General features: G+C 63.8%; 22 protein-coding genes. 15 read left to right on the forward strand and 7 right to left on the reverse strand.

What is annotated here, in order from left to right:
- The first annotated feature begins 4 nt into the window (after positions 1 to 4).
- Positions 5 to 2,269 carry a DNA topoisomerase IV subunit A gene (gene parC, locus QRN70_RS20960; RefSeq protein WP_285419809.1) on the forward strand — a complete coding sequence of 755 codons (2,265 nt, stop codon included), beginning with the start codon at positions 5 to 7 and terminating at the stop codon, positions 2,267 to 2,269.
- A gap of 293 nt (positions 2,270 to 2,562) precedes the next feature.
- Entirely contained in the window at positions 2,563 to 3,273 is a 711-nt protein-coding gene (locus tag QRN70_RS20965; RefSeq protein ID WP_285419810.1) for a PqiC family protein, read from the forward strand.
- A 301-nt stretch (positions 3,274 to 3,574) separates the two neighbouring features.
- Here the strand turns inward: QRN70_RS20965 and QRN70_RS20970 are convergent, their stop codons facing one another.
- Positions 3,575 to 5,092, reverse strand: coding sequence for an AhpA/YtjB family protein (locus tag QRN70_RS20970; RefSeq protein ID WP_285419811.1), 1,518 nt, complete (start codon positions 5,090 to 5,092; stop codon positions 3,575 to 3,577).
- Between the two features lie 134 nt (positions 5,093 to 5,226).
- On the opposite strand from QRN70_RS20970, the gene serB reads away from it, so the two are divergent.
- Complete coding sequence (gene serB, locus QRN70_RS20975) at positions 5,227 to 6,441, forward strand: phosphoserine phosphatase SerB (protein ID WP_285419812.1); 1,215 nt, start codon at positions 5,227 to 5,229, stop codon at positions 6,439 to 6,441.
- Between the two features lie 129 nt (positions 6,442 to 6,570).
- Here serB and QRN70_RS20980 read toward each other — a convergent pair whose 3' ends face one another.
- Positions 6,571 to 8,325, reverse strand: coding sequence for a cyclic-di-GMP receptor FimW-related protein (locus QRN70_RS20980; protein WP_285419813.1), 1,755 nt, complete (start codon positions 8,323 to 8,325; stop codon positions 6,571 to 6,573).
- A 220-nt stretch (positions 8,326 to 8,545) separates the two neighbouring features.
- Between QRN70_RS20980 and QRN70_RS20985 the strand changes: the two genes are divergently transcribed.
- Positions 8,546 to 8,947, forward strand: a complete 402-nt coding sequence (locus QRN70_RS20985; protein ID WP_285419814.1) for a lectin OAA family protein — start codon at positions 8,546 to 8,548, stop codon at positions 8,945 to 8,947.
- Positions 8,948 to 9,007: 60 nt separating this feature from the next.
- Here QRN70_RS20985 and asd read toward each other — a convergent pair whose 3' ends face one another.
- From asd to QRN70_RS21000, 3 genes are read right to left on the reverse strand one after another with little or no spacing between them, the layout of a single operon-like run.
- Positions 9,008 to 9,868 (reverse strand): archaetidylserine decarboxylase, encoded by an 861-nt coding sequence (gene asd / locus QRN70_RS20990; RefSeq protein WP_285419815.1) that lies wholly within the window; start codon positions 9,866 to 9,868, stop codon positions 9,008 to 9,010.
- Between the two features lie 9 nt (positions 9,869 to 9,877).
- Positions 9,878 to 10,702: a thiosulfate sulfurtransferase gene (gene rhdA / locus QRN70_RS20995; protein WP_285419816.1), complete on the reverse strand. Its 825-nt coding sequence runs from the start codon at positions 10,700 to 10,702 to the stop codon at positions 9,878 to 9,880.
- A gap of 39 nt (positions 10,703 to 10,741) precedes the next feature.
- The gene (locus QRN70_RS21000) at positions 10,742 to 12,280 is read right to left on the reverse strand and encodes an HDOD domain-containing protein (protein WP_285419817.1); all 1,539 of its coding nucleotides are present in this window, start codon (positions 12,278 to 12,280) and stop codon (positions 10,742 to 10,744) included.
- A gap of 166 nt (positions 12,281 to 12,446) precedes the next feature.
- On the opposite strand from QRN70_RS21000, the gene motA reads away from it, so the two are divergent.
- Together motA and motB are read left to right on the forward strand one after the other, a co-directional pair.
- On the forward strand, positions 12,447 to 13,298 hold the full coding sequence (gene motA, locus QRN70_RS21005) for a flagellar motor stator protein MotA (protein ID WP_169428596.1): 852 nt from the start codon (positions 12,447 to 12,449) through the stop codon (positions 13,296 to 13,298).
- Positions 13,299 to 13,301: 3 nt separating this feature from the next.
- The gene (gene motB / locus QRN70_RS21010) at positions 13,302 to 14,375 is read left to right on the forward strand and encodes a flagellar motor protein MotB (protein WP_285419818.1); all 1,074 of its coding nucleotides are present in this window, start codon (positions 13,302 to 13,304) and stop codon (positions 14,373 to 14,375) included.
- Between the two features lie 55 nt (positions 14,376 to 14,430).
- Here the strand turns inward: motB and rsgA are convergent, their stop codons facing one another.
- Positions 14,431 to 15,462: a small ribosomal subunit biogenesis GTPase RsgA gene (rsgA, locus tag QRN70_RS21015; protein WP_285419819.1), complete on the reverse strand. Its 1,032-nt coding sequence runs from the start codon at positions 15,460 to 15,462 to the stop codon at positions 14,431 to 14,433.
- Between the two features lie 107 nt (positions 15,463 to 15,569).
- Between rsgA and orn the strand changes: the two genes are divergently transcribed.
- Both orn and QRN70_RS21025 read left to right on the forward strand, forming a co-directional pair.
- Positions 15,570 to 16,112 carry an oligoribonuclease gene (gene orn / locus QRN70_RS21020; RefSeq protein WP_285419820.1) on the forward strand — a complete coding sequence of 181 codons (543 nt, stop codon included), beginning with the start codon at positions 15,570 to 15,572 and terminating at the stop codon, positions 16,110 to 16,112.
- A gap of 174 nt (positions 16,113 to 16,286) precedes the next feature.
- The gene (locus QRN70_RS21025) at positions 16,287 to 16,898 is read left to right on the forward strand and encodes a trimeric intracellular cation channel family protein (protein ID WP_064585699.1); all 612 of its coding nucleotides are present in this window, start codon (positions 16,287 to 16,289) and stop codon (positions 16,896 to 16,898) included.
- Between the two features lie 21 nt (positions 16,899 to 16,919).
- Here the strand turns inward: QRN70_RS21025 and queG are convergent, their stop codons facing one another.
- Positions 16,920 to 17,984, reverse strand: a complete 1,065-nt coding sequence (gene queG, locus QRN70_RS21030; RefSeq protein WP_285419821.1) for a tRNA epoxyqueuosine(34) reductase QueG — start codon at positions 17,982 to 17,984, stop codon at positions 16,920 to 16,922.
- A gap of 63 nt (positions 17,985 to 18,047) precedes the next feature.
- Between queG and QRN70_RS21035 the strand changes: the two genes are divergently transcribed.
- The 7 genes from QRN70_RS21035 to hflX all read left to right on the forward strand — a co-directional run bounded on the left by QRN70_RS21035 (position 18,048) and on the right by hflX (position 25,979).
- On the forward strand, positions 18,048 to 19,547 hold the full coding sequence (locus QRN70_RS21035; protein WP_285419822.1) for an NAD(P)H-hydrate dehydratase: 1,500 nt from the start codon (positions 18,048 to 18,050) through the stop codon (positions 19,545 to 19,547).
- The gene (gene tsaE, locus QRN70_RS21040) at positions 19,535 to 20,005 is read left to right on the forward strand and encodes a tRNA (adenosine(37)-N6)-threonylcarbamoyltransferase complex ATPase subunit type 1 TsaE (RefSeq protein ID WP_285419823.1); all 471 of its coding nucleotides are present in this window, start codon (positions 19,535 to 19,537) and stop codon (positions 20,003 to 20,005) included. The genes QRN70_RS21035 and tsaE overlap by 13 nt, the downstream gene beginning before the upstream one ends.
- Before the next feature lie 51 nt (positions 20,006 to 20,056).
- Entirely contained in the window at positions 20,057 to 21,436 is a 1,380-nt protein-coding gene (locus tag QRN70_RS21045) for an N-acetylmuramoyl-L-alanine amidase (protein WP_502941652.1), read from the forward strand.
- Complete coding sequence (mutL, locus tag QRN70_RS21050; RefSeq protein WP_285419825.1) at positions 21,433 to 23,340, forward strand: DNA mismatch repair endonuclease MutL; 1,908 nt, start codon at positions 21,433 to 21,435, stop codon at positions 23,338 to 23,340. The genes QRN70_RS21045 and mutL overlap by 4 nt, the downstream gene beginning before the upstream one ends.
- Positions 23,340 to 24,311: a tRNA (adenosine(37)-N6)-dimethylallyltransferase MiaA gene (gene miaA, locus QRN70_RS21055; RefSeq protein ID WP_285419826.1), complete on the forward strand. Its 972-nt coding sequence runs from the start codon at positions 23,340 to 23,342 to the stop codon at positions 24,309 to 24,311. Before mutL ends, miaA begins: the two co-directional genes overlap by 1 nt.
- A gap of 93 nt (positions 24,312 to 24,404) precedes the next feature.
- Complete coding sequence (hfq, locus tag QRN70_RS21060; RefSeq protein ID WP_007902656.1) at positions 24,405 to 24,665, forward strand: RNA chaperone Hfq; 261 nt, start codon at positions 24,405 to 24,407, stop codon at positions 24,663 to 24,665.
- Between the two features lie 12 nt (positions 24,666 to 24,677).
- Positions 24,678 to 25,979, forward strand: coding sequence for a ribosome rescue GTPase HflX (gene hflX, locus QRN70_RS21065; protein WP_285419827.1), 1,302 nt, complete (start codon positions 24,678 to 24,680; stop codon positions 25,977 to 25,979).
- Positions 25,980 to 26,044: the final 65 nt, after the last annotated feature.

Here is a 26,044-nt window from a genome sequence, read left to right on the forward strand (position 1 = left end):
CCGCATGAGCGACTCCCTTGATCTCAGCCTGGACGGTGTAGAACGCCGCTCGCTGGCTGACTTCACCGAAAATGCCTACCTCAACTACTCCATGTACGTGATCATGGACCGTGCCCTGCCGCATATCGGCGACGGCCTGAAGCCGGTACAGCGGCGTATCGTCTACGCCATGAGCGAGTTGGGCCTGGACGCCGATTCCAAGCACAAGAAATCGGCGCGTACCGTCGGTGACGTGCTCGGCAAGTTCCACCCGCACGGCGACTCGGCTTGCTACGAAGCGATGGTGCTGATGGCGCAGCCGTTCAGCTATCGCTACACGCTGGTCGACGGCCAGGGCAACTGGGGTGCGCCGGACGATCCGAAGTCCTTCGCCGCCATGCGTTACACCGAAGCGCGCCTGTCGCGTTATTCCGAAGTGCTGCTCAGCGAGCTCGGCCAGGGCACCGCTGACTGGGGCCCTAACTTCGACGGCACCCTGCAGGAGCCGCTGGTGTTGCCGGCACGTTTGCCGAACATCCTGCTCAACGGCACCACCGGTATCGCCGTCGGCATGGCCACCGATGTGCCGCCGCACAACCTGCGCGAAGTCGCCACCGCGTGCGTGCGCCTGCTCGACGAGCCGAAAGCCACGGTCGAACAGCTCTGCGAACACATTCAGGGCCCGGACTACCCGACCGAAGCGGAAATCATCACGCCGCGCGCCGACCTGCTGAAAATGTACGAAACCGGCAAGGGCTCGGTGCGCATGCGCGCCGTGTACCACGTCGAGGATGGCGACATCATCGTCACCGCGCTGCCGCATCAGGTCTCCGGGGCCAAGGTGCTGGAGCAGATCGCCGCGCTGATGCAGGCCAAGCCGTCGAAAGCGCCGCAGATCGCCGACCTGCGTGACGAATCCGACCACGAAAACCCGTGCCGCATCGTGATCATCCCGGTCAACAGCCGCGTCGATCACGAAGCGTTGATGCAGCACCTGTTCGCCAGCACCGAGCTGGAGTCGACCTACCGGGTCAACGTCAACATCATCGGTCTGGACGGCAAGCCGCAACTGAAAAACCTCCGTGCGCTGCTGGTCGAGTGGCTGGAATTCCGCGTGCTGACCGTGCGTCGCCGCCTGCAATTCCGTCTCGACAAGGTCGAGCGCCGCCTGCACCTGTTGGACGGTTTGCTGATCGCTTACCTCAACCTGGATGAAGTGATCCACATCATCCGTACCGAGGAGCACCCCAAAGCCAAGCTGATCGAGCGCTTCGCCCTCAGCGAAATCCAGGCCGACTACATCCTCGACACCCGTCTGCGGCAGTTGGCACGCCTGGAAGAAATGAAGCTGCGCGACGAGCAGGACGAACTGCTCAAGGAACAGGCCAAGCTGCAGGCCCTGCTGAGCAGCGAAGCCAAGCTGAAGAAGCTGGTGCGCAGCGAGCTGCTCAAAGACGCCGAAACCTATGGCGACGACCGCCGCTCGCCAATCGTCGAGCGCGCCGAAGCCAAGGCGCTGACCGAACACGATCTGCTGCCGAACGAGAAAGTCACCGTGGTCCTGTCGGAAAAAGGCTGGATCCGCTCCGCCAAGGGCCACGACATCGACGCTACCGGCCTGTCGTACAAGGCTGGCGACGGCTTCAAGACCTCGGCGGCGGGGCGCTCCAACCAGTTTGCGGTGTTCATCGATTCCACCGGCCGCAGTTACTCGGTGGCCGCACACACCCTGCCATCGGCCCGCGGCCAGGGCGAGCCATTGACCGGCCGCCTGACGCCACCGCCGGGGGCGACGTTCGAGTGCGTGCTGATGCCGGAGGATGATGCGTTGTACGTGATCGCCTCCGACGCCGGTTACGGTTTTGTGGTCAAGGGTGAGGACCTGCAGGCCAAGAACAAGGCCGGTAAGGCCCTGTTGAGCCTGCCGAACAACGCCAAGGTCATCGCGCCGCGGCCGGTGGCCGACCGCGAGCAGAACTGGCTGGCGTCGGTGACGACCGAAGGTCGCCTGCTGATCTTCAAGATCAGCGATCTGCCACAATTGGGTAAGGGCAAGGGCAACAAGATCATCGGGATTTCCGGTGAGCGCGTGGCCAGTCGCGAAGAATATGTCACGGACATCGCCGTGCTTCCGGAAGGCGCCACCCTGGTGCTGCAGGCCGGAAAACGGACCCTGTCACTGAAGGCCGACGACCTCGAACACTACAAGGGTGAACGGGGGCGGCGTGGCAATAAACTGCCGCGGGGCTTCCAGCGGGTCGATGCGCTGCTCGTCGAAAACCTCAATTAGGCGAGGACGGCGTTCTCGCCGATTTCCTGTGCCACGTTGTTGCCTTGAAGCAGGCCCTGGCCTGCTTTCGGGAATAACCCGAAAGCCCGGCGCGGCGGGAAAAATTGGCAAGAACGGCACCCTAGAGGGCTCGATCTACGATTTAACGCGTAGATCGACGCTTTGGCGCTGGAGTCGGAAGGCATATTCACGGATGATATGGCCTTTCCAAGCGCCGGCGTGGCCGAGCGTTCTTCATATTTATTGAGTATTTTCACTGTGGTCAGCCTTGTGGCGGCCACCTGGACGGGATGATGACTGCTCTGCGCCCCCTTATTTTCCTGCTCGCCGGCGTTTTGGGCCTGGCGGGTTGCAGCGTACACCAGCCGGTGTCGCTGTATCAGCTGGACAGCGGCAGTCCGGCTCAGCCTGCGCAAAGCGCAGGCATGGCGGTTTTACTGGGTCCGGTCGTCGTGGCCGACTACCTGCAACGCGAGACTTTGCTGCAACGGCAACCGGATGGCAGCCTGCAGGCAGCGACCGATGGTCGTTGGGCTGGCAGCCTTTCGTCGGACATCGACCAGTTGCTGCTGCGTCAGGTTGCTGGCCATCTGGACAGCCAGCGCGTAGTACTGGCGCCGGCCACCCTGGGCTTCACCCCGGATGTGCAGGTGTTGCTGACCATCACCCGCCTGGACTCCGGCGCGAAGCAACCGGCGATCCTCGATGCGCAATGGCGGTTGATCGACCGTCGCGGCAAGGTGCGGGATAACCGCATCGTTCATCTGCAGGAGCAGCATGCCGGCTCCACGGCTGCCCAGGTACAGGCGCAGGGCGTATTGCTGCAGCGTCTGGCCGAACAGCTGTCGGTCGCGCTCAAGCCACTGGCCAACCAGCCACCGGTGGCCGAGGCACCACGCAAGGCCGCACCGAAACCGGCCGCACCGGCGGCGGAAGCCGAGAAGCAGCCGAAGATTCCGATGGCATCGCCGATTCGCACCGATATGGAAGTGTTCCGCTTCTGATCATGCGTTGAGTCAAAACCGAAGCCCGCCGAGTGCGGGCTTTGTCGTGTCTGGGGAGTGGGATCCGGGTGTCAGTGCTGACGCCTTCGCGAGCAGGCTCGCTCCCACGGGGAGGGGGGATACGTTGCGAGGTGGCAGGGTGTGCGCTGGCCTCTTCGCGAGCAGGCTCGCTCCCACAAGGGATGTGGGTGTCGCTGATCAAGTGTGGGAGCGAGCCTGCTCGCGAAGGGGCTGGCACAGGCAACAAAAAAGCCCGCAGACAATCGCTTGTCTGCGGGCTTTCATGCTTCTGGCCTACAGCTTAGGCCCGACGCTCATGCATCCGCGCCAGTTGTCGTTCGAGCATCGATGGATACGGCTCCATCAAGCGCTCGACGCAGCAGGCGCCCTCAGGGCTGGCAATCGGGCGGATCCGCGCACGCTGGCGGATCAACGCGTCGTCGCTGATCTTGCGCTCCACCAGCAGCAGGTTGCGGCTGTGTTGCGACAGGGCCAGGGCGTCCTGCGCCGAGTCGGTCAGCAGCAGGTCGATCTGGCTCAGACCGAACAGTTCATCGCCCAGGGTCAGGCCCAGCTGCAGTTGCAGGGTGATGCCGCTGTCAGCGACTTCGATCTGCAACTGGTGGCCCAGCGCGCGCAGCAGCTCACCGCAGCAGATTGCATTGGTCAGATAGTCGTCGCCGCTGTCTTCGGTGTGGAACAGCATCAGCGTGCTGCCATCGTTGAGCGTTTCGATCTCGCCCTGATACAGCGAGGCCGCCTGGTCGAGGCAATCGCGATAGCGTTCCAGCAGCTCTTCCAGGCGTGCCCGCGGCAGACGTCGCAGTTGCTCCTGGGAGCCCAGCTGCACCGCCAGCACCGCCGTGTGCTGTGGCACGCTCGGGGTAGGCTGGCGCACCGCCGGTGGTGCGCTCGCGGTCAACGCTTCGTCGCGCAGGTCGGCGAACGGATCTTCTTCGTCATCATCGTCTTCGACGGTGCTGACCACGTGGCGTGGTGCCGGTTTCTGCGCGGCCAGAGGCCGGGTCTCGTCGAAGCTCGGGTCGCGCAGGTTGCGCACCTCGAACTCCGGCTCGACGTCGTCATCCTCGAACTCGGGTTCCGGCTCAGGCTCGGGCACGGTCGGCTCCGGGGCGTAGTTGGCGTGCAGCTGGCGCGCCAGATCGCCGATTTCGTCCTGGCGCTCGATGCCCGGCGTGTACTCGTCGATCCGCCGCAGCCACACCCGCAGTTGCAGCAGCGGCGTGGAGATGTGCCGGCCCAGGCGCAGGCTCAGCGCCAGCGACAACGCCAGCAGAATCGCACTGAGAATGCCCATGCTCTGCAGGCTGATGGTCATCGGCTGCTGGAACTGGTCCATGTCCAGGCTGATGCGCAGTTGCCCGGCGGTCACGTCCTGGAAGGTGATCTTGCTCTCGTACATGCCCTCGGCTTCGCCCAGCAGGCTGTGCTTGGGGCGCTGACCGGACTCGGCGAGGATGCGGTTGTCCACGCTGTAGATGGCGGCGTGCGCCACCAGTTTGTTCTTGGTCAGGTTGTTGAGCAGCACGTTGAGGCTGAGGATGTCGTTGGACACCAGCAGCTCGGTGGCGGAGGTGGCGGTCTGCGTGGTCAGGCTTTCGCCCAGCGCATCGGCCTGCTCGTGCATGGCCTGCTTGAACTGCAGGCCCATCACGCAGGCATAGATCACCAGGGCCAGGGCGACCAGGATCACGTTATGGCTGGCAATGCGCAATGCAATCGGTACACGGCGGTGGCGCAGTGCCCGGAAGATCAGCAGGAAGAAGTTATCGGTTTTAACTGGCGTGGGCCGGTTCACTGAGCTCGGCTCTTTTGTCCGTGAAGTTGACGCGCAGTATAGCGACAGGCCCTAGACCGGCAAAGCGCTCACGGTGCCCGATGGTCACTGAAAGTGGGTAGAATGCGGTTTTTTTCCAGTTGCGGGGGTGCGCGTTGCGCGAAATCGTCCTGATAAACATCACCGGGCCGGATCGTCCGGGTCTGACTGCGGCCATTACCGGCGTCCTGGCCCAGGGTGGTGTGAACATCCTCGACATCGGTCAGGCGGTGATCCACGACACCCTGTCGTTCGGCATCCTGGTCGAGATTCCCGACACCGAGCAGGGCCAGTCGGTGCTCAAGGACATCCTGTTCAAGGGCTATGAGCTGGAGCAGCAGGTGCGTTTCACCCCGGTGTCCGAAGAGGACTACCAGCAGTGGGTGGGCAATCAGGGCAAGAAACGTCACATCGTTACCCTGCTGACGCGCAAGGTGACCGCCGGCCAGTTGCAAGCCGTGAGCGCGATCACCGCCAAATATGGCCTGAACATCGACCATATCGACCGTCTGTCGGGTCGCATGCCGCTGGACACCCCGGCCGACAAGGGCAAGGGCTGCATCGAGTTTTCCGTGCGTGGCGAAGCGGCCGATCCGCAGGCCTTGCGCGCGGAATTCCTCAGCGTCGCCCAGGAACTGAACGTCGACATCGCTTTCCAGGAAGATTCGCTGTTCCGCCGCAACCGGCGCCTGGCGGTGTTCGACATGGACTCGACCCTGATCGAAGCCGAAGTCATCGACGAACTGGCCAAGGCGGCGGGCGTGGGTGACCAGGTTTCGGCAATCACCGAGCGGGCGATGGCCGGCGAGCTGGACTTCCGCGCCAGTTTCAAGGAGCGCCTGGCCCTGCTCAAAGGCCTGGACGTCAGCGTGCTGGACTCGATCGGCGCCTCGCTGCGCCTGACCGAAGGTGCGGAAACCCTGTTCGCCGAACTCAAGCGTCTGGGCTACAAGACCGCAATCCTCTCCGGCGGCTTCACCTACTTCGCCAAACAGTTGCAGGCCAGACTCGGCATCGACTACGTGTTCGCCAACGAGCTGGAAGTGGTCGACGGCAAGTGCACCGGCGTGGCGGTCGAGCCGATTGTCGACGCGCAGCGCAAGGCGGATCTGCTCAAGGAACTGGCACACAAGGAAGGTTTGCGTCTGGAGCAGACCATCGCCGTCGGCGATGGCGCCAATGACCTGCCGATGCTGGCCATTGCCGGGTTGGGCGTGGCGTTCCGCGCCAAGCCACTGGTCAAGCAGTCGGCCAAGCAGGCAATTTCGACACTGGGGCTGGACGGTGTGCTGTATCTGCTCGGCTTCCGCGACCGCGACGGGCAGCTCTGAGGTCTCGCTAACCTCAGCGCACCCCTTGGCGAGCAGGCTCGCTCCCGCAGGTGATGTGTGAACGCCACAGATCCAAGGTGGCAGCGAGCCTGCTCGCCAAGGCTGCACCCCCCATGTATCGCCGAGCGCCTAAAGTGATTTCCACAACGAATCGAAATCTTCCTCGCTCGCGCCATTCGGTGCGGCCTCCAGCGAGCGATAGGCGAACTGATTGAAGCTGTGTGTACTCGCCACCCGCCGATCCAGTCCGGCGCGGTGTTCTTCGCCCTGAGTGTTGATCAGCACTTTGCTGCCTTCCTGAAACGGCAGGCGCGGCGCGAGCAGGGTGGCCGGCAGGTCGATGGCGCTGATTTCCGGCAGCAGCAAACCGCGCAGGTAGTGACTGTGATCGTCCCGCGAGCGCACCAGCTGCAGCCCGCACGGCTGCGCATGCGGCGCCACCAGTTCGATGCCCATCTGCGTGCCACCGCCACGTTCCTGCCGCAGCCAGCGCACCACGGCAATGCTCCAGCCCAGGCTGGTCGCGTCGTGGATGCCGAGCATTTCCCCGGCCTGTAACTCGGCAGGCACTTCTTTCGGCCAGGCCAGGCAGTAGCCGCCGGGACTGTGGTTGATCACCGGCAAGGTGTAGGTTGGATAGTGGGGCGGCTGGTCGGCGCTATCGTTGTCATCGATCAGCGGTTCGTAGCTGATTTCCTCGTAGGGCAACAACTCGTCGTTCTTGCTCTGCGGGGCGGCGTCGAAAGCCTGGCTCCAACTGTCCTTTTCACCCTGGGTCACGGCGCTGCGGAAGTTCGCCGTGCGCATCCCGGGGTGCTTGAGCATGTCGCTGAACGAGCGCTCGCCGCCGAGGTAGAAGTGCAGGGCGCTCATGCCGACGCACAGGGTCAGGCTGCCCTGGCCGACGGTGCGCTGGAAACTGCGCTCGGCAGCCTGGCCCCAGGTTGCGTGCAGGTGCTGCAGGGTGTCCAGGCTCAGGCCGGGCGGAACCGGCAGCGGCGTCGTGCCTTCACGGTGCAGCAGCTGGGCTTCGATGGCGGCCACCAGTGGCTGTGGATCGAAACCGAGCAGCCCGGCCTGTTGCTCGCTGCGGAACATGCTGCGGTAGCGCGGGCCGACGTCGAGCTGCGGGGAGATCGCGAACAAACCCTCGGCCGCGGCGCCGGGGCGCAGTTTCAGCCACGCGCTCCACGGTTCGAGGGCTTCCGCGAGCCGGGCGATCTGGTTCTGCCGCAGCTGATTGCAACGGGCACTGCCCAGCAGCAGTGTGGCCAGGTAGGTCTGTTCGACGCTCAGTTCGCCGGTCAGGCTGGCCAGCTCGTCACGCACCATGCGCTGTTGCAGCTGCAACTGGCAGGCCGTGCGGTACAGCTGATGCAGTTCGAACCACAGGTGCTCCGGCGCCGGACTGTACAGCTGCGTGGCGCGCAGCAGCTGACTCTTGAGCGCATGCGCGGCCCGTTGCAAGGCGTGTGCGAGCAGCGTCGCGCGCTCTTTGCTGTATTTGGGCGCAATGCGCAGGACGATCTGTTTGTAGCCGATGGCCAACTGGCTTTGCAGGGCCTGGCACAGGTTGACGATTTTGCGCGAGCGCTCGTCGAGCACGATCGCCTGGTGCAGGAAATGCCGCTGCAGATGCTGGCAGACGAAGTACACCTCGGGGCGTAGCAGCTCCAGCAGATGCAGGCGATTGTCGCTGGGCGTCAGCAACTGATTGAGTTCACCCAGGCCCTGATACAGCTGCCGGGCGGTCTCGCCGATATTGGCTTTGGGCAGGTTGGCGATCCAGCGCTTGAGGTCGCGTGGGTTGGCTTCGCAGAACGACAGGCGCGGTTGTGTCGGTGTCGGGGCGCGCAGTAGCGGTTGGGATTGTGGCTCACTCATGCCGTGACCAGCTCCGGCGGCGAATAGGGCAATGCCAAAAACTGTAGCAGCTGTGGTCTGTTTCGCCGCTCTGCGTCAGGCTTTTTTACCGTTGGTCTACTGGCCTGTTGCCATTCGGCAGGCCCTACTAGGCTCTCAGGCGTGCGATCGGAAACGCACGGTTGCACGGCCTGCCGTCAACCTCGGGCAGGTCTCCCGAAACTTCAAGGAGATGAGGTTCATGTCTAAATATGCAGTGGCGAATCAATGGGGCGGCAGTTCGGCACCCTGGCATCCGGGTGGAACCTGGGTGCTGGGCGCGCGGGACAACCAGAATGTCGTCGCTATCGACATCAAGTCGAGCGATGGCGGCAAAAGCTTCACCGGCACCATGACCTACGCCGGCGAAGGCCCCATTGGCTTCAAGGCCCAGCGCACCGGCCAGAACCAGTACAAGGTCGAAAACCAGTGGGGTGGCAGCAGCGCCCCATGGCATGAAGGCGGCAACTGGGTCATCGGCGGTCGGGACAACCAGAACGTTGTCGCGCTGAGCGTCACTTCCAATGACGGAGGGAAAAACCTCAGTGGCACCAATACCTATGCCAACGAAGGGCCGATCGGCTTCCGTGGGCAGATAGAGTAACGGCGCCACCCAGGTCGTGTCCGCCCTTGCGCAGACGTGCGCAAGGGCGGATCAGCCGACTCAGGCGGTCGGCAGGGCCAGGGCCTGGCCCATCTGCACCGGCGAACCTGCCGCCAGTTCTGCAACCCATTTCACCTGCTCCGGCCCGAACAGCACGATCGCGGTCGAACCCAGCTTGAAGCGTCCCAGTTCCGCACCTTTTTCCAGATGAATCGGCGCACGGGCGGCTTCGTCGTAACGGAAGGTCTTCAGCTCGCGCTTCGGCGGTGTGACCAGCCCGGCCCACACGGTTTCAATCGACGCGACGATCATCGCGCCCACCAGCACCACGGCCATCGGCCCGCGCTCGGTGTCGAAGATGCACGCCACGCGCTCGTTGCGGGCGAACAGTTCCGGCACGTTTTCCGCGGTGGTCTGGTTGACCGAGAAGATCCGCCCCGGGATGTAGACCATTTCGCGCAGGGTGCCGGCCAGCGGCATGTGCACGCGGTGGTAGTCCTTCGGCGACAGGTAGATGGTGGCGAAGTCGCCGCCCATGAACGGCGCGGCGTTGGCTGCATCGCCACCGAGCAGTTCGAGCACGCTGAAGCTGTGGCCCTTGGCCTGGAAGATCCGCCCGTGCTCGATCGGGCCGAGCTGGCTGACTGCACCGTCGGCCGGGCTGAGGATCGCGCCCGGCGTCGGGTCCAGCGGGCGCGCGCCGTCTTTCAGGGCGCGGGTGAAGAAGGCGTTGAAGTGCTCGTAGGCCGTGACGTCTTCAACCAGGGCCTGGGACATGTCCACCTGGTAACGCTTGGCGAACCACGTGGTGAACGCATTCTTGAACCAGCGCACGCGGCACTCGGCGACGCAGCCGGCCAGGCGCGACAGCAAGTGATGAGGCAGCAGGTACTGGCTGAGGATAAACAAACGCTCTTTCATTGACTGTCCTTAAAAACCTTGAAGCTCGACGGGCGTGTCGGGGTGATTGCCCCATTCGCCCCAGGAACCGGCGTAGCCCTTGACCCGCGGATAACCGAGGGCCTTGGCCACCAGATAAGTGAAGCCGGACCGGTGGTGGGTCTGGCAGTGGGTAATGATTTCCTTGTCGGGCGTGATGCCCAGTTGTTCGAGGATCTGCGGCATGTCGCGACGAATGCGCAGGTGGCGCGCCGGGTCCATGCCCGCCGTCCATTCGAAATTGATCGCGCCGGGGATGTGTCCACCCTTGGCGGCCAGGACTTTCTCGCCGGAATATTCCAGTGGCCCGCGCGCGTCCCAGATCGCCAGATCGGCAGCGCCGAGGCGGCTTTGCAGGTACTCACGGGTGGCGGTCGGTTCCTCGTGCAGGATCAGGGCCACCGGGCCGCCGACTGCCGGAGGAATCTGGATCGACATCGGCGAGCCTTCCGCCAGCCATGCCGGCAGACCGCCGTCGAGATAGTGGTACTTGTCATGGCCGATCACGTCGAGCAGCCAGATGAAGCGCCCGGCCCAGCCGCCGCCTTCGTCGTCATAGACCACGTAGACCGCATCCTGGCGATGCCCCAGCTCACCGAACAGCTCTTCGAGTTTTTCCTTGCTCGGCAGCAGGCCTGGTGCCGGCGCCTGGCCCAGCTGGGTGCGCTTCGGATCGACGAAGCGTGCGCCGGGAATATGACCCTCGGCATAACGGGCGGCACTGGTCAGATCCACCAGAATCAGATCGCGGGCGTCGAGGCGCGGCAGCAGTTCGCTCGGCTCGATCACCAGCGCCAGGCCAGAGAAATCAGACATGTGAGGTCTCCAGAGCACAAAGGGGAAGGATTGTAGCTGTCATTGGCGGCGCTGGCTAAAGCTGTGCAGCGCTTTCTCGATGCACTGCGCGGTTTTGCCGAAGGCCTGCACGGTGATGTCGGCGAACGGTCCGCCGCCCTGGTCGGCGACCACGATCATGATCACCCGGCCGTTGTTCACCAGCGAGCGCAGAAACAGGTGTTCGCCGCGAAACAGCGTGCGCAGCGCCGGCGGCAGCAGGGCGGAAAACTGCGCGTTGTTGTCCGGGGTGATGCGCACCTGCGCCTGCTGCGCGAGCAAACGTTGCAGGACGTTGCTCTGACTGACCACGAAGTTCAGCGCGGCGGCTTCCTTCGGCAGACCGGCGGTCTGGTGCACGCGCAGATTGCTCTGGGTGCGGTCGGCCATCAGCAGCAGCACCCGGCGCATGCCGCTGGCGACCAGCGCATCGCGGGCGGCGATGGTCAGGTGCATGGCATTGGTGAAGCGGCTCGGCTCGGCCAGCAGCTCGGCGCATTGCCGGCGCCACTTGGCCAGGTCTTCGGCACTCGGCGCGGCGGCGGGCAACAGACCGGCGGGCAGGCGGCGGGTGCCCCACGGCCAGAGCAGTGCGATCGCCGGGTGCCACAAATCGGGCATGCCATGCTGGCGCGCGCTGTTGGCGGCCTGCTGGTGCAATTGTTGTTGCACCTCGTCCATCGAGATCTGCAGGTACAGGCTGGTGAGGTATTGCCAGCGCTGGCTGTGCGGACTGTCCCAGGCCTGCTGCGCCGACAGCGCCAGGCCGTTGGCCAGCAGCACGGTGTTGGCCGGCTGGTTGAGCCAGCGGCGCAGGGTCGGATCATCGTCGAGGCGATTCTGCTGACGCAGCGGGTGTTCGCTGTCGCGGGCGATACGCAGCACCTTGACCAGTTCGCGCTGCTCGCCGAGCAGCAACTTATAGCCCTGCTGCACCCAGATCGGCAGGCGCCATGCCTCGACCAGCGCCTCGCCGATGTTCAGCAGGCGCACGCCAAACAATTGCTTCTCGACCACGCGAGCCGATTCGCCCTTGTGGATCACCCGCAGCTCCCACTCTTCGAGGAGTTTGGGAAAGGTCAGGGCCAGCGGCCACAGCGGTGACAGAAACAGCAGGCTGCCCCAATGAATGTCCTGCCACAGCCGCGCCAGGCGACTGGCGAAAAAACCGTTGGCCTGTTGCGTGGCGTGCTGGCTGATCATCTGCAACTGGCGCAGGGCCTGGGGGATCTGCGCGTTGGGCAGGGCAGGCAGGCGTGCGAGCAATTCCTCGGTGCGCCCCAGGCCCAGGCGATTGATCGCCACCTCGAGATTTTCCGCCGGTGCAGCCATGGTGCCGTGGGTGTGACGATTGGCCTCACGGATGATGCTCAAGGCCAGCGCCGGGCTGTCCTGCATCAGATCGGCGATATCGCGCAGCGCGCTGCGGTTGTCGCGGATGGCCCGGCAAACCTTGTCGTGAGCCTCTTGCGGCACGGGCAGGCGCACGCCATCGAGCAGCTTGACCCAGCCCTCGAGCGTGGTCGGTTTTGCGTGTGGGACGTTCGTTTCATTAGCCATGTCTGGACGAGATCTTCACTGACTGTAGACGCGCCCGGCATGGGCTAAATTGGCTTTTCGCCTGAACTGGCTATAGTCTGGCGCAGTTTTGCCGATAAGTAGAAGAAGAGATTTTTTAACTTCCGAATATGACCTTGAACCCGACTTAAATAAGTACTTTCTACCTATGGCTAAAATTATCGGCATCATCGTCGTATTCGCGAGCGTGCTCGGCGGATACGTGCTCTCCCACGGCAAGATTGCCGCCCTGATCCAGCCTTTCGAGGTAATGATCATCGGTGGTGCAGCCCTCGGCGCTTTCCTTCAGGCCAACCCCGGTTACATGACCATGCACGTGCTCAAGAAGTCCTTGGGCATGTTCAGTTCGCGCTTCAGCCACACGTTCTATCTGGAAGTGCTCGGCCTGATCTACGAGATCCTCAACAAGAGCCGCCGCGAAGGCATGATGGCCATCGAAGGCGACATCGAAGACGCCGCCGCGAGCCCGATCTTCGCCAAGTACCCGGCCGTGCTCAAGGACGAACGCATGACCGCGTTCATCTGCGATTACCTGCGCATCATGTCGTCCGGCAACATGGCGCCGCACGAGCTCGAAGGCCTGTTCGACATGGAGCTGTACAGCCTCAAGGAAGACCTCGAGCATCCGTCCCACGCGGTGAACGGCATTGCCGACGCCATGCCGGGTTTCGGTATCGTTGCGGCGGTACTGGGTATCGTGGTGACCATGGCCTCGCTGGGTGAAGGCGATCAGAAGTCCATCGGTCTGCACGTGGGTGCGGCGCTGGTCGGTACCTTCTTCGGTATTCTCGCGGCATACGGTTTCTTCGGCCCGCTGGCACATTCCCTGGCCCACGATGCCAAGGAAGAACTCAACGTCTATGAAGCCATCAAGGCTTCGCTGGTGGCCTCGGCCTCCGGCATGCCGCCGTCGCTGGCCGTGGAATTCGGGCGCAAGGTGCTGTACCCGGCTCACCGTCCAAGCTTCGCCGAGCTGGAACAAGCCGTTCGCGGTCGCTAAGTCATGGAAAATAACCAGCCGATAATCATCAAGCGCGTCAAGCGCATCGCCGGCGGGCATCACGGCGGGGCGTGGAAGATCGCCTTCGCCGACTTCGCCACGGCGATGATGGCGTTCTTCCTGGTGCTGTGGCTGCTGTCCACCGCGACGCCGGAACAGAAGATCGCCATCGCCGGGTACTTCAAGGACCCGGTCGGGTTCTCCGAGAGCGGCACGCCGTACATCATCGACCTGGGCGGCACGCCGACCCTGGCGCCGGAAAATACCCTCAACCCCGAGGTCAAGTCGCAGCCGCAGCCGGACAAGGTCACGGTCGACACCGAGCAGGTCGAAGGCATGGCCGAGCAGGTCGAGAAGGAGCGCCTGGAACTGCTGCTGCAGGAACTGCAGAACAAGGTCGACGAGAACCCGCAGCTGCAGAAGTTCAAGGATCAGATCCTTTTCGAGATCACCCCGAACGGCTTGCGCATCCAGATCATGGATGCCGAGAACCGGCCGATGTTCGACTCGGGTTCGGCGCGTCTGAAGCCGTACTTCGAAGACATCCTGCTGGCCATGGCCGACACCATCAAAGCGGTGCCGAACAAGATCAGCATCAGCGGCCACACTGACGCCAAGCCTTACACCGGCAGCGGCGACTACGGCAACTGGGAGCTTTCCGCCAACCGTGCCAACGCGGCCCGGCGGGCGCTGGTGGCCGGCAGCTATCCGGAGTCGCAGGTGGCGCGGGTGGTGGGTTATGCCTCGTCGGCGCTGTTCGACAAGGAAAACCCGTTCAACCCGGTCAACCGGCGGATCGACATCGTGGTGCTGACGAAGAAGGCCCAGGCCGCCATCGAAGGCGCGCAGGGTGCCGATGCGGCGAAACCGGCGGATGGGCAGAACGGTGCCGCCACGGCGCCACCGGTCGACCCGAACGCGCTGCCGGCCGATCAGCAGCCAGTGGCACCGCACGAGTTGCGCGAACGCCTGAACCTGTTCGACGACCCGCTGCCGAAACCGGCCGAGCCCGCCGGCGCGGCACCCGCGCCGGCTCCGGCAACGCCTGCTGCGCCCGCGCCCGCGCCGAAACAGTGAGGCACAAAAAAGCCGCGATCATCTCGCGGCTTTTTTGTGCCCGGTGAATTCAGCGTCAGTAACCGTTTTCCGGCAGGCTGGCGATGATCGAGCGATAGCTGTTCATCCGTTGTTGCTGCACGCGGCCATCTTCCAGAGCCTTGAGCAGGGCGCAACCCGGTTCGCGATCGTGCTTGCAGTCGCGAAAGCGGCAGGTGCCGAGCAGGTCGTCGAACTCGATGAACCCGGCTTCGACGTCGGCGCGACTGACGTGGCCGAGGCCGAATTCGCGGATGCCCGGGGAGTCGATCAGCTCACCGCCGCCGGGGAAGTGGAACAGGCGTGCGGTGGTCGTGGTGTGGGTGCCCTGGCCGGACAGTTCCGACAGCGGCCCGACACGCGTCTCGACCTCCGGCAGCAGGCTGTTGACCAGCGACGACTTGCCGACACCGGACTGGCCGACGAACACGCTGATGCGTCCATCGAGCTGCTGTTGCAGCTGTTCCATGCCATTGCCGTGGTGCGCCGACACTTCCAGCACCGGATAGCCCAGGGTGCGGTACACCGCCAGCAGCGCATTGAGTGCCGGGGCGTTGTGCTCGTCGATCAGGTCGAATTTGTTCAGCAGCAGCAACGGGCGGATGCCGGCGTGTTCGGCCGCCACCAGGTAGCGGTCGATCAGGTTGGCGTGCGGCTCGGGCAGCGGGGCGAAGACGATGACGATCATGTCGACGTTGGCTGCCACGGGCTTGAGCTGGCCGCGGCTGTCGGGACGGCACAGCTCGGTGCTGCGCGGCAGTTGCGCGACGATCACGCCGATGCCCTGGTTGCCGGCGCGCCAGACCACCCGATCACCGGTCACCAGCGCCGGCAGGTTGGCGCGCAGGTGGCAGCGGAATACCTGGCCGGCCAGTTCGCCGTCAACCGCCTCGACCTCGACCTGCACACCGAAGTGGGCGATCACCAGGCCGTGCTGTTCCGGGCCGAGGTCGCCGCCCTCGAGGGCCTCGACGGCCGAGGACTCGCGTTTGGCGGCGCGGGCGGCGCGCTCGCCCTGAATCTTTTCGATGCGCCAGTTTTGACGACGATTGAGTTGGCGTTTGGCCATGGGTGTTCCGTCTGAAGAATACTGCGATTAGGTAAAACGGCCGCGAGTTTAGCACGCCCGGCTACCGGCCTAGGCTAAACTGCGCAGCATTGCCTAGGAGCCGAAATATGCAAAACCCGCAGAACCTGATCTGGATCGACCTGGAAATGACCGGTCTGGATCCGGAAAACGACGTCATCATCGAAATGGCCACTATCGTCACCGACAGTGACCTCAACACGCTGGCCGAAGGTCCGGTGATCGCCATTCACCACAGCGACGAAGTGCTCGCGCGCATGGACGAGTGGAACACCCGCACCCACGGCAACTCCGGACTGACCCAGCGCGTGCGGGACAGCCGTGTGAGCATGGCCGAAGCCGAAGCGCAAACCATCGCCTTCCTGGAACAGTGGGTGCCGAAGGGCAAGTCGCCGATCTGCGGCAACAGCATCTGCCAGGACCGTCGCTTCCTTTATACCCACATGAAAGCGCTGGAAAGCTACTTCCACTACCGCAACCTCGACGTCTCCACGCTCAAGGAACTGGCCGCGCGCTGGGCGCCGGACGTGCGCGACAGCTTCAAGAAGGGCAGCACCCACCTGGCCCTGGACGACATCCGCGAGTCCATCGCCGAGCTGCAGCACTACCGCAAGCATTTCATCAAGTTCTGAGGCTGCCCCTGCAAGGCACTGCCGCAGGCAGCGATCTTTTGATCCGGGTTTTCCCAATCACGCTCAAACGATCGCCGCCGCGGCAGCGGCTACAGGAGATCGCGGTGTTCGCGCCCTCTTCTGGTGCGGCTGCGAAATGGCTAGACTGCGCGCCTTGCTGCCAGGACCGCCACCATGCTGCTGATGCTCTACCTGATTGCCATTACCGCCGAAGCCATGACCGGCGCCCTCTCTGCGGGCCGACGCGGCATGGATTGGTTCGGCGTGGTGCTGATCGCCTGCGTCACGGCGCTGGGCGGCGGATCGGTGCGCGACGTGCTGCTCGGGCATTACCCGCTGACCTGGGTCAAACACCCGGAATACCTGGTGCTGACGTCCGCGGCAGCCATGCTCACCGTGTTCACTGCGCGCTGGATGCGTCATCTGCGCTCGCTGTTTCTGGTGCTCGATGCGGTCGGCCTGGTGGCCTTCACCCTGATCGGCTGCATGACCGCGCTGGAAATGGGCCACGGCATGCTGGTGGCTTCGGTCAGCGGCGTGATCACCGGGGTCTTCGGCGGCATCCTCCGGGACATTTTCTGCAACGACATCCCGCTGATCTTCCGCCGTGAACTGTACGCCAGCGTCTCGTTTGCCGCTGCGTGGTGCTACATGCTCTGCCTGTACCTGAATGTGCCGAGCGAGCAGGCGATCCTCATTACCCTGTTCGGCGGTTTTCTGCTGCGCCTGCTGGCGATCCGCTTCCACTGGGAAATGCCCAAGTTCGTCTACAACGACCAGCCCTGAAGCGATCCCCTGTGGCAGCGCCTAGGGTTGACCGTGTTGTTTCAGCGCCCACTCGACATGTTCACGCACCAGTTCTGACGGATAGTCGCGGCGTGCCTTCAAGGCTTCCAGCACCGGAATGCTCGACGGCGCGTTACCCAGGCCGACCGCCAGATTGCGCAGCCAGCGCTCGTAACCGGCACGGCGCAGCGGCGAGCCTTCGGTGCTGCGCAGAAACGTGTCCTCGTCCCACAGGAACAGCTCGGCCAGTTCGGCGTTGTCGAGGTTGTGCCGGGGCTTGAAGTCGCTTTCCCCGGACGGCCGGGCGAATCGGTTCCACGGACAGACGATCTGACAGTCGTCGCAGCCGAACACGCGGTTGCCGATCAGCGGGCGCAGGTCTTCGGGGATGGCGTTTTTCAGTTCGATGGTCAGGTAGGAAATGCAGCGCCGGGCGTCCAGCACATACGGACCGACGAAAGCGTTGGTCGGGCAGATGTCCAGACACGCCGTGCAACGTCCGCAATGTTCGCTGCTGTGCGGTTCGTCCACCGGCAGCGGCAGGTCGACGAACAGTTCGCTCAAGAAGAAATAGCTGCCGGCCTTGCGGTTCAGTACCAGGGTGTTCTTGCCGATCCAGCCCAGGCCGGCCTGCTCGGCGATGGCTTTTTCCAGCACCGGGGCGCTGTCGACGAAGGCGCGAAAACCGAACGGGCCGATCTCTGCCTGAATCCGGTCGGCCAATTGTTGTACGCGTTTACGGATCAATTTGTGGTAATCGCGGCCCAAGGCATAACGCGAGACGTAGGCTTTCTCCGGTTGGGCGAGCATTTGCGCCATGTGCGTGTCGCCCGGCAGGTAGTCCATGCGCAGCGACACCACGCGCAGCGTGCCTGGCACCAGCTCTTCGGGGTGCGAGCGTTTGCTGCCATGGGCGCCCATGTAGTCCATTTCGCCGTGGTAGCCGGCCTCGAGCCAGCGCTGCAGATGCTGCTCGTGCTCGGCCAGGTCCAGGCCGCTGATGCCGACTTGCTGGAAGCCCAGCTCGCGGCCCCAGTCCTTGATCGATTGGGCGAGGGCGGGCAGGTCTGTGGTGATGGCGGACATGAGGCGAGAGAAACCGGAGCTGAGGTGCGTATAATTCTGCCAGACATCGGAGCCCGAAGACGCATGCCGCAGACTAAAGATGAATTACCCGACGCGCTGTACCGCGCCGCGCAGGTGCGGACGCTCGACGCGCGGCTGATCGCCGCCGGCACGCCGGGCTTCGAATTGATGCAGCGGGCGGCCCGTGCGACCTGGCGTGCACTGGTGCGGCAATGGCCGGCGGCGACTGCCATGACCGTGGTGGCCGGGCACGGCAACAACGCCGGCGATGGTTATCTGGTTGCCGCGCTGGCACGGCGGGCCGGCTGGTCGGTGCGGGTGCTGGCCGTCGGCGAGCCGCAGCGTCTGCAGGGCGATGCCGCCCTCGCGCATGCCGAAGCCGTGGCCGCCGGAGTGCCCGTGCAAGGCTGGAGCGCAGCGGCCGAACTGCACGGGATCGTCCTTGATGCCTTGCTCGGCACGGGTCTGAGCGGCGACGTACGCGAACCCTGCGCGGCAGCGATCGCGGCGATAAATGCCAGCGGCCTGCCGGTGGCCGCCGTGGATATTCCTTCCGGGTTGTGCGCCGATACCGGGCGAGTGCTGGGCGCGGCGGTCCATGCCGACCTCACCGTGACATTTATCGGCCTGAAACTCGGCCTGTTCACCGGCGATGCGGCGGATCACGTTGGCGCCGTGGTGTTCAACGATCTGCACGCCGCTGCCGAAACCTTCAGTGGCATGCCTGCCGCCGCGCACCGTCTCAACGTGAGTAATCTGCCGCGGCTGACACCGCGAGCGCCCACCGCGCACAAAGGTCGATTCGGCCATGTGCTGCTGATGGGTGGCGATCACGGCTTTGGCGGGGCCATCCTGCTCAGCAGCGAAAGCGCCTTGCGCAGCGGTGCGGGCATGGTGTCGCTGGCGACGCGCCCGGAACATGTGCCCGCAGCACTCGGGCGCTTACCGGAAACGATGGTGCTGGGCACGTCCTCGGCCAATCAGCTGATGGGCCTGCTGGACAAGGTGTCCGTGCTGGTGGTCGGCCCGGGTCTGGGCCAGGCCAGCTGGGGCCGGGCGCTGTTGTCGGCCGCCGCCAACGCGCCATTGCCGCAGGTATGGGACGCCGATGCCTTGAACCTGTTGGCGGCCGGTGCGGTCAAGCTGCCGGTGGACAGCGTGATCACGCCGCATCCGGGCGAAGCGGCGCGATTGCTCGGGATCAGCACGGCGCAGGTGCAGGCCGATCGTCCCGCGGCTGCGCTGGCGTTGAGCAAAAAATATGCGGCGGTGGTGGTGCTCAAGGGTTCGGGCAGCCTGATCGCCGCTGCCGATGGGCGTCTGGCCGTGTGTCATCAGGGCCATCCGGCCATGGCCACGGCCGGGCTCGGCGATGTGCTGGCCGGGCTGGTCGGCGCGCTGCGGGCCCAGGGCATGGACGCCTTCGCCGCGGCCTGCCTGGCGGTGTGGCTGCACGCCAATGCCGGGGCGCAACAAGGTAAATTCGGCCGTGGGCTGGCGGCCAGTGATCTGATTCCAGCCATTCGTCAGTTGTTGGAGGAGCAAGCACCGTGTCTGAAGTAACCCTGTACCTGGCCGATGAACAGGCCATGAGCGACTTTGGCGCACGGATCGCCCGCGTTACCCAGGGCCATGGCCTGATCTTTCTCGAAGGCAACCTGGGCATGGGCAAGACCACCCTGTCGCGAGGCATCATTCGCGGCCTGGGTCATGTCGGCGCGGTGAAAAGTCCGACCTTCACCCTGGTCGAGCCCTACGAAATCGGCGATGTCCGTGCCTTCCATTTCGACCTGTATCGCCTGGTCGATCCGGAGGAACTGGAGTTTCTCGGCATTCGCGACTATTTCGAAGACGACGCCCTGTGCCTGATCGAATGGCCCCAGAAGGGTGCAGGCTTTTTGCCAAAGCCGGACCTGACCATTACCATTAGCCCGCAAGACAGCGGGCGTTCGCTGAATATTTTGTCCCAGGGCTCGCGTGGCGAGGCCTGGTGTGCCGCTTTGGCATTGGAATCCAATTAAATGATGGGGTTAGGTATGCGCTTTCGCGCGTTGGTGGCTGCCGCTGGACTGATGTTGATGGCAGTAACCGTCAACGCTGTGGCCGAGACGAAGGTCAACAGCGTGCGCCTGTGGCGGGCGCCGGACAACACCCGCCTGGTGTTCGACCTGACCGGGCCGGTGCAGCACAGCGTGTTCACCCTGACCGCGCCGGATCGGCTGGTGATCGATATCAACGGGGCCACCCTCGGTGCGCCGTTGAACGTGCAGACCGCGAACACGCCGATTACCGCGATGCGCTCGGCGCAGCGCACGCCGAGCGACCTGCGGGTGGTCATCGATCTGAAAAAAGCCGTCACCCCGAAAAGCTTCTCGCTGGCGCCGAACGCGCAGTATGGCAACCGCCTGGTGGTCGACCTGTTCGACAACCCGTCGGATGCCGCACCACCGCCAGCGCCGACCCCGTCGGTCGCGACCGTGCCGGCCGTGCCGGTGACCCCGTCGGAGCCGGCAATCAAATTGCCGCCGGCCCCGGCCGGCAAGCGCGACATCATCGTGGTGATCGACGCCGGGCACGGCGGTGAAGACCCGGGCGCCTCCGGTTCCCGTGGCCAGCGCGAAAAAGACGTGGTACTGCAGATCGCCCGCGAACTGCAACGGCAGGTCAACGGCATGAAAGGCTTCCGCGCCGAACTGACCCGTACCGGCGACTACTTCATTCCGTTGCGCGGGCGTACCGAAATCGCCCGCAAGAAGGGCGCCGACCTGTTCGTCTCGATCCACGCCGACGCCGCGCCTTCGGCGGCCGCGTTCGGTGCGTCGGTGTTCGCCCTGTCCGACCGTGGCGCGACGTCCGAGACCGCGCGTTGGCTGGCCGACAGCGAAAACCGTTCCGACCTGATCGGGGGGGCCGGCAACGTCAGCCTCGACGACAAGGACCGCATGCTCGCCGGCGTGCTGCTCGACCTGTCGATGACCGCCTCGCTGACCTCCAGCCTCAACGTCGGGCAGAAAGTCCTGACCAACATCGGCCGGGTCACGCCGCTGCACAAACAGCGCGTGGAACAGGCCGGGTTCATGGTGCTGAAGTCGCCGGACATCCCGTCGATCCTGGTGGAAACCGGCTTCATCTCCAACGCCAACGAAGCCTCGAAACTGTCGGCGTCGAGCCACCAGCAGGCGCTGGCCCGCTCGATCAGCAGCGGCGTACGCCAGTTCTTCCAGCAGAACCCGCCACCGGGCACCTACATCGCCTGGCTGCGTGACTCGGGCAAGATCGCCCAGGGCCCGCGTGATCACCGCGTCAGCCCGGGGGAAACCCTGGCGATGATCGCCGTGCGCTATCAGGTGTCCCCCGCGACCCTGCGCAGCGCCAACAACCTCAGCAGCGACGAACTGAAGGTCGGTCAGCACTTGACCATTCCTGGCACCGAACTGGCGTCGAAAGAATGAATCAGGTACTCAACGCGGCGCGCATCGAGCTGCTCAGCCCACGGCTGGCGAACCAGATCGCCGCCGGCGAGGTGGTCGAACGCCCCGCCTCGGTGATCAAGGAATTGCTGGAAAACAGCCTCGACTCCGGTGCCAGACGTATCGACGTCGATGTCGAGCAGGGCGGCGTCAAGCTGCTGCGGGTGCGCGACGATGGCAGCGGCATTTCCGCCGATGACCTGCCGCTGGCCCTGGCCCGTCACGCCACCAGCAAGATCCGCAATCTGGAAGACCTCGAGCAGGTGATGAGCCTGGGCTTTCGCGGTGAGGCCCTGGCGTCGATCAGCTCCGTCGCGCGGCTGACGCTGACCTCGCGCACCCGTGATGCCGATCAGGCCTGGCAGGTCGAGACCGAAGGCCGCGACATGGCGCCGCGGGTTCAGCCGGCGGCGCATCCGGTCGGTACATCGGTGGAAGTGCGCGACCTGTTCTTCAACACCCCGGCCCGGCGCAAATTCCTCAAGACCGAAAAAACCGAATTCGATCACCTGCAGGAAGTGATCAAGCGTCTGGCGCTGGCGCGCTTCGACGTGGCTTTCCATCTGCGCCACAACGGCAAGACCATTCTCAGCCTGCACGAAGCCCATGACGATGCGGCCCGCGCCCGGCGGGTGGCGGCGATTTGCGGCTCGGGCTTCCTCGAGCAGGCGCTGCCGATCGAGATCGAGCGTAACGGCCTGCATCTGTGGGGTTGGGTCGGTCTGCCGACGTTCAACCGCAGCCAGGCCGACCTGCAGTATTTCTTCGTCAACGGCCGTGCGGTGCGCGACAAACTGGTGGCCCACGCGGTGCGCCAGGCTTACCGCGACGTGCTGTTCAACGGCCGGCATCCGACGTTCGCGCTGTTTTTCGAAGTCGATCCGGCGGCGGTGGACGTCAACGTGCACCCGACCAAACACGAAGTGCGTTTCCGTGATGGGCGCATGGTGCATGACTTCCTCTATGGCACGCTGCACCGGGCGCTGGGCGATGTGCGGCCGGAAGACCAGCTGGCTGCGCCTGTGGCTACTGCCATTGTCCGGCCGACCGGCCTCGAGGCCGGCGAGTTCGGCCCGCAGGGCGAAATGCGCCTGGCGGCCAACGCCTTGCTCGAACAGCCGCAGGCGCAACCGGCGTTCAATACTGCTGCGGGCGGCAGCGCCGGCGGCGCCTATCAGTATCAGTACACGCCGCGCCCGCAGTCCGCCGTGCCGGCCGCCGAGGCGCAAGCGGCCTACCGCGAGTTCTTCGCGCCGTTGCCAGAAGCCAATGCCAGCGCATTGCCAGCCGGCCAGGGCGATATCCCGCCGCTCGGCTACGCATTGGCGCAGCTCAAGGGCATCTACATCCTTTCCGAAAATGCCCATGGCCTGGTGCTGGTGGACATGCATGCCGCCCACGAGCGGATCATGTACGAGCGCCTGAAGATCGCCATGGCCAGCGAAGGCCTGAGCGGCCAGCCATTGCTGGTGCCCGAGTCGCTGGCGGTCAGTCAGCGCGAGGCCGACTGCGCCGAGGAGCATGCGGCGTGGTTTCAGCGCCTGGGCTTCGAATTGCAGCGCCTGGGCCAGGAAACCCTGGCGATCCGGCAGATTCCGGCCCTGCTCAAGCAGGCTGAAGCCAATCGCCTGGTGGCTGACGTACTGGCGGACCTGATGGAGTACGGCACCAGTGACCGTATCCAGGCGCATCTCAATGAATTGCTCGGCACCATGGCCTGCCACGGCGCGATCCGTGCCAATCGCCGCCTGGCCCTGCCGGAAATGAACGGCCTGCTGCGTGACATGGAAAACACCGAGCGCAGCGGTCAATGCAACCATGGCCGACCGACCTGGACCCAGCTGGGCCTGGACGATCTGGACAAACTGTTCCTGCGCGGTCGTTGATGAACCAGCACCCTCCAGCGATTTTCCTGATGGGCCCGACCGCTGCGGGCAAGACCGATCTGGCCATCGAGCTGACCAAGGTGCTGCCGTGCGAGCTGATCAGCGTCGATTCGGCGTTGGTCTACCGCGGCATGGACATCGGCACTGCCAAGCCTTCCAGAGAACTGCTGGCCGAATGTCCTCATCGCCTGATCGATATTCTCGATCCGGCCGAAGCCTATTCCGCGGCCGATTTCCGCCGTGACGCCCTGCAGGCCATGGCCGAGATCACCGCGCGCGGAAAAATTCCGCTGCTAGTGGGCGGCACGATGCTCTATTACAAGGCTTTGCTCGAAGGTCTGGCCGATATGCCGGCGGCCGATCCCGCCGTGCGCGCGCAGATCGAGGAAGAGGCTGCACGCCTTGGCTGGCAAGCCCTGCACGAACAGTTGGCGGTGATCGATCCGGAGTCGGCGGCGCGGATTCATCCGAACGATCCGCAACGCTTGAGTCGTGCGCTGGAAGTTTACCGGGTCAGTGGTCAGAGCATGACTGCACTACGCTTGAAACAATCTGTGCAAAGTACTGCAGCAGCCGCATCGGGACAGCAACAATTGCCCTATACTGTCGCGAACTTGGCCATTGCCCCGGCAAATCGCCAGGTATTGCACGAGCGCATTAAACAAAGATTCACAAATATGTTGGAACAGGGATTCATCGACGAGGTCGTAGCCCTGCGTAAAAGAAGTGACCTGCATGCCGGGTTGCCGTCTATACGTGCGGTAGGCTACCGCCAAGTCTGGGATTACCTGGATGGCAAGCTTACGCTGGCCGAAATGCAGGAGCGCGGCATCATTGCCACGCGCCAGTTGGCCAAGCGTCAGTTCACCTGGCTGCGCAGCTGGGAAGATTTACACTGGCTCGACAGTCTGGATTGCGACAATCTGCCACGCGCCTTGAAATACCTTGGGACCATCTCCATATTGAGCTGAGTCCTTGCAATTGCCGTCTATCCTTGGGGGTGTGGCGGCAAAAGCCATCTGATTACCTATTTTTTATATTGAATCCTTAAAGGAGTGCGGCACATGTCAAAAGGGCATTCGCTACAAGACCCTTACTTGAATACTTTACGTAAAGAGAAAGTGGGGGTTTCCATCTACCTGGTGAACGGGATCAAACTGCAAGGCACGATCGAATCGTTCGACCAGTTCGTTATCCTGCTGAAAAACACCGTCAGCCAGATGGTCTACAAACACGCTATCTCTACAGTCGTGCCGGTTCGTCCAATTCGTCTGCCTAGCGCAACCGAATCCGAAGCAGGTGACGCTGAGCCAGGTAACGCCTGATAGGAGTCTCCTTTGTTCTTTGAGCGCCACGGTGGTGGTGAGCGAGTCATCCTCGTTCACTTGGATGGACAGGACCCTGAGGCGCGCGAAGATCCGCAGGAGTTTCAGGAGCTGGCTAATTCGGCAGGCGCCGAGACCGTTGCGTTTTTTAACGTGCCGCGTCATCGGCCAACCGCCAAATTCCTGATTGGCAGCGGCAAGGTCGAGGAACTGCGCGATCTGGTCCACGCCGAAGAAGCCGATCTGGTGATCTTCAATCACGTCCTCACGCCCAGTCAGGAACGTAACCTCGAACGGGTCTTCGAGTGTCGCGTGATCGACCGTACCGGTCTGATTCTCGATATTTTCGCCCAACGCGCCCGTACCCATGAAGGCAAGCTCCAGGTTGAACTGGCCCAGCTTGACCACATGAGCACCCGCCTGGTTCGCGGCTGGACTCACCTTGAGCGTCAGGGTGGCGGTATCGGCATGCGTGGCCCGGGTGAAACCCAGCTCGAGACCGACCGGCGTCTGCTGCGGGTGCGCCTGCGCCAGATCAAGGGACGCCTGGAAAAAGTGCGCAGTCAGCGCGAACAGTCGCGCCGCGGCCGCTCGCGTGCGGATATCCCTACCGTGTCTCTGGTGGGCTATACCAATGCCGGCAAATCCACGCTCTTCAATAACATCACCAAGTCCGACGTGTACGCGGCTGACCAGTTGTTCGCCACGCTCGACCCGACCCTGCGCCGTCTCGAACTGGACGACCTGGGGCCGATTGTCCTGGCCGACACCGTGGGTTTCATTCGCCATCTGCCGCACAAGCTGGTCGAGGCATTCCGGTCTACGCTCGAAGAGTCGAGCAACTCCGACCTGTTGTTGCACGTGATCGACGCGGCCGAGCCGGATCGCATGTTGCAGATCGAGCAGGTGATGGTCGTGCTGGGCGAGATTGGTGCCCAGGACTTGCCGATCCTCGAGGTCTATAACAAACTCGATTTGCTTGAAGGCGTTGAGCCACAAATCCAGCGCGACGAAAACGGCAGGCCTCAACGGGTCTGGCTTTCGGCGCGTGATGGCACCGGACTGGAATTGCTCGAACAAGCCATTGCCGAGTTGCTCGGCAGTGATTTGTTTGTCGGTACCCTGCGCCTGCCGCAGCGTTTTGCGCGCCTGCGAGCCCAGTTCTTCGAACTGGGTGCGGTACAGAAAGAAGAATACGACGAAGAAGGTGTCAGCCTGCTGGCCGTTCGATTGCCACGTTCGGAGCTCAATCGACTGGTCAGTCGTGAAGGCGTTGTGCCGACGGAGTTCATCGAGCAACACACTTTGCAATAAAAGCCTGAAGAAGCGGTTGTGCCGCAACGGCAGGCATTCTGTAGCATTGGTCGGCGCGCCGTGGG

The sequence above is a fragment of the Pseudomonas sp. efr-133-TYG-5 genome (assembly GCF_030209175.1).
Classification (GTDB): Bacteria; Pseudomonadota; Gammaproteobacteria; order Pseudomonadales; family Pseudomonadaceae; genus Aquipseudomonas.

Bases quoted from the DNA above. Each gene is read 5' to 3' on its own strand.
- QRN70_RS20980 (WP_285419813.1), bottom strand. From the start codon at position 8,325: ATGAGTGAGCCACAATCCCAACCGCTACTGCGCGCCCCGACACCGACA.
- motB (WP_285419818.1), top strand. From the start codon at position 13,302: ATGGAAAATAACCAGCCGATAATCATCAAGCGCGTCAAGCGCATCGCC.
- hfq (WP_007902656.1), top strand. From the start codon at position 24,405: ATGTCAAAAGGGCATTCGCTACAAGACCCTTACTTGAATACTTTACGT.
- QRN70_RS20985 (WP_285419814.1), top strand. From the start codon at position 8,546: ATGTCTAAATATGCAGTGGCGAATCAATGGGGCGGCAGTTCGGCACCC.
- mutL (WP_285419825.1), top strand. From the start codon at position 21,433: ATGAATCAGGTACTCAACGCGGCGCGCATCGAGCTGCTCAGCCCACGG.
- motA (WP_169428596.1), top strand. From the start codon at position 12,447: ATGGCTAAAATTATCGGCATCATCGTCGTATTCGCGAGCGTGCTCGGC.
- queG (WP_285419821.1), bottom strand. From the start codon at position 17,984: ATGTCCGCCATCACCACAGACCTGCCCGCCCTCGCCCAATCGATCAAG.
- rhdA (WP_285419816.1), bottom strand. From the start codon at position 10,702: ATGTCTGATTTCTCTGGCCTGGCGCTGGTGATCGAGCCGAGCGAACTG.
- miaA (WP_285419826.1), top strand. From the start codon at position 23,340: ATGAACCAGCACCCTCCAGCGATTTTCCTGATGGGCCCGACCGCTGCG.
- QRN70_RS21045 (WP_502941652.1), top strand. From the start codon at position 20,057: ATGTTGATGGCAGTAACCGTCAACGCTGTGGCCGAGACGAAGGTCAAC.
- QRN70_RS20965 (WP_285419810.1), top strand. From the start codon at position 2,563: ATGACTGCTCTGCGCCCCCTTATTTTCCTGCTCGCCGGCGTTTTGGGC.
- orn (WP_285419820.1), top strand. From the start codon at position 15,570: ATGCAAAACCCGCAGAACCTGATCTGGATCGACCTGGAAATGACCGGT.
- rsgA (WP_285419819.1), bottom strand. From the start codon at position 15,462: ATGGCCAAACGCCAACTCAATCGTCGTCAAAACTGGCGCATCGAAAAG.
- QRN70_RS21000 (WP_285419817.1), bottom strand. From the start codon at position 12,280: ATGGCTAATGAAACGAACGTCCCACACGCAAAACCGACCACGCTCGAG.
- asd (WP_285419815.1), bottom strand. From the start codon at position 9,868: ATGAAAGAGCGTTTGTTTATCCTCAGCCAGTACCTGCTGCCTCATCAC.
- QRN70_RS21025 (WP_064585699.1), top strand. From the start codon at position 16,287: ATGCTGCTGATGCTCTACCTGATTGCCATTACCGCCGAAGCCATGACC.
- QRN70_RS21035 (WP_285419822.1), top strand. From the start codon at position 18,048: ATGCCGCAGACTAAAGATGAATTACCCGACGCGCTGTACCGCGCCGCG.
- parC (WP_285419809.1), top strand. From the start codon at position 5: ATGAGCGACTCCCTTGATCTCAGCCTGGACGGTGTAGAACGCCGCTCG.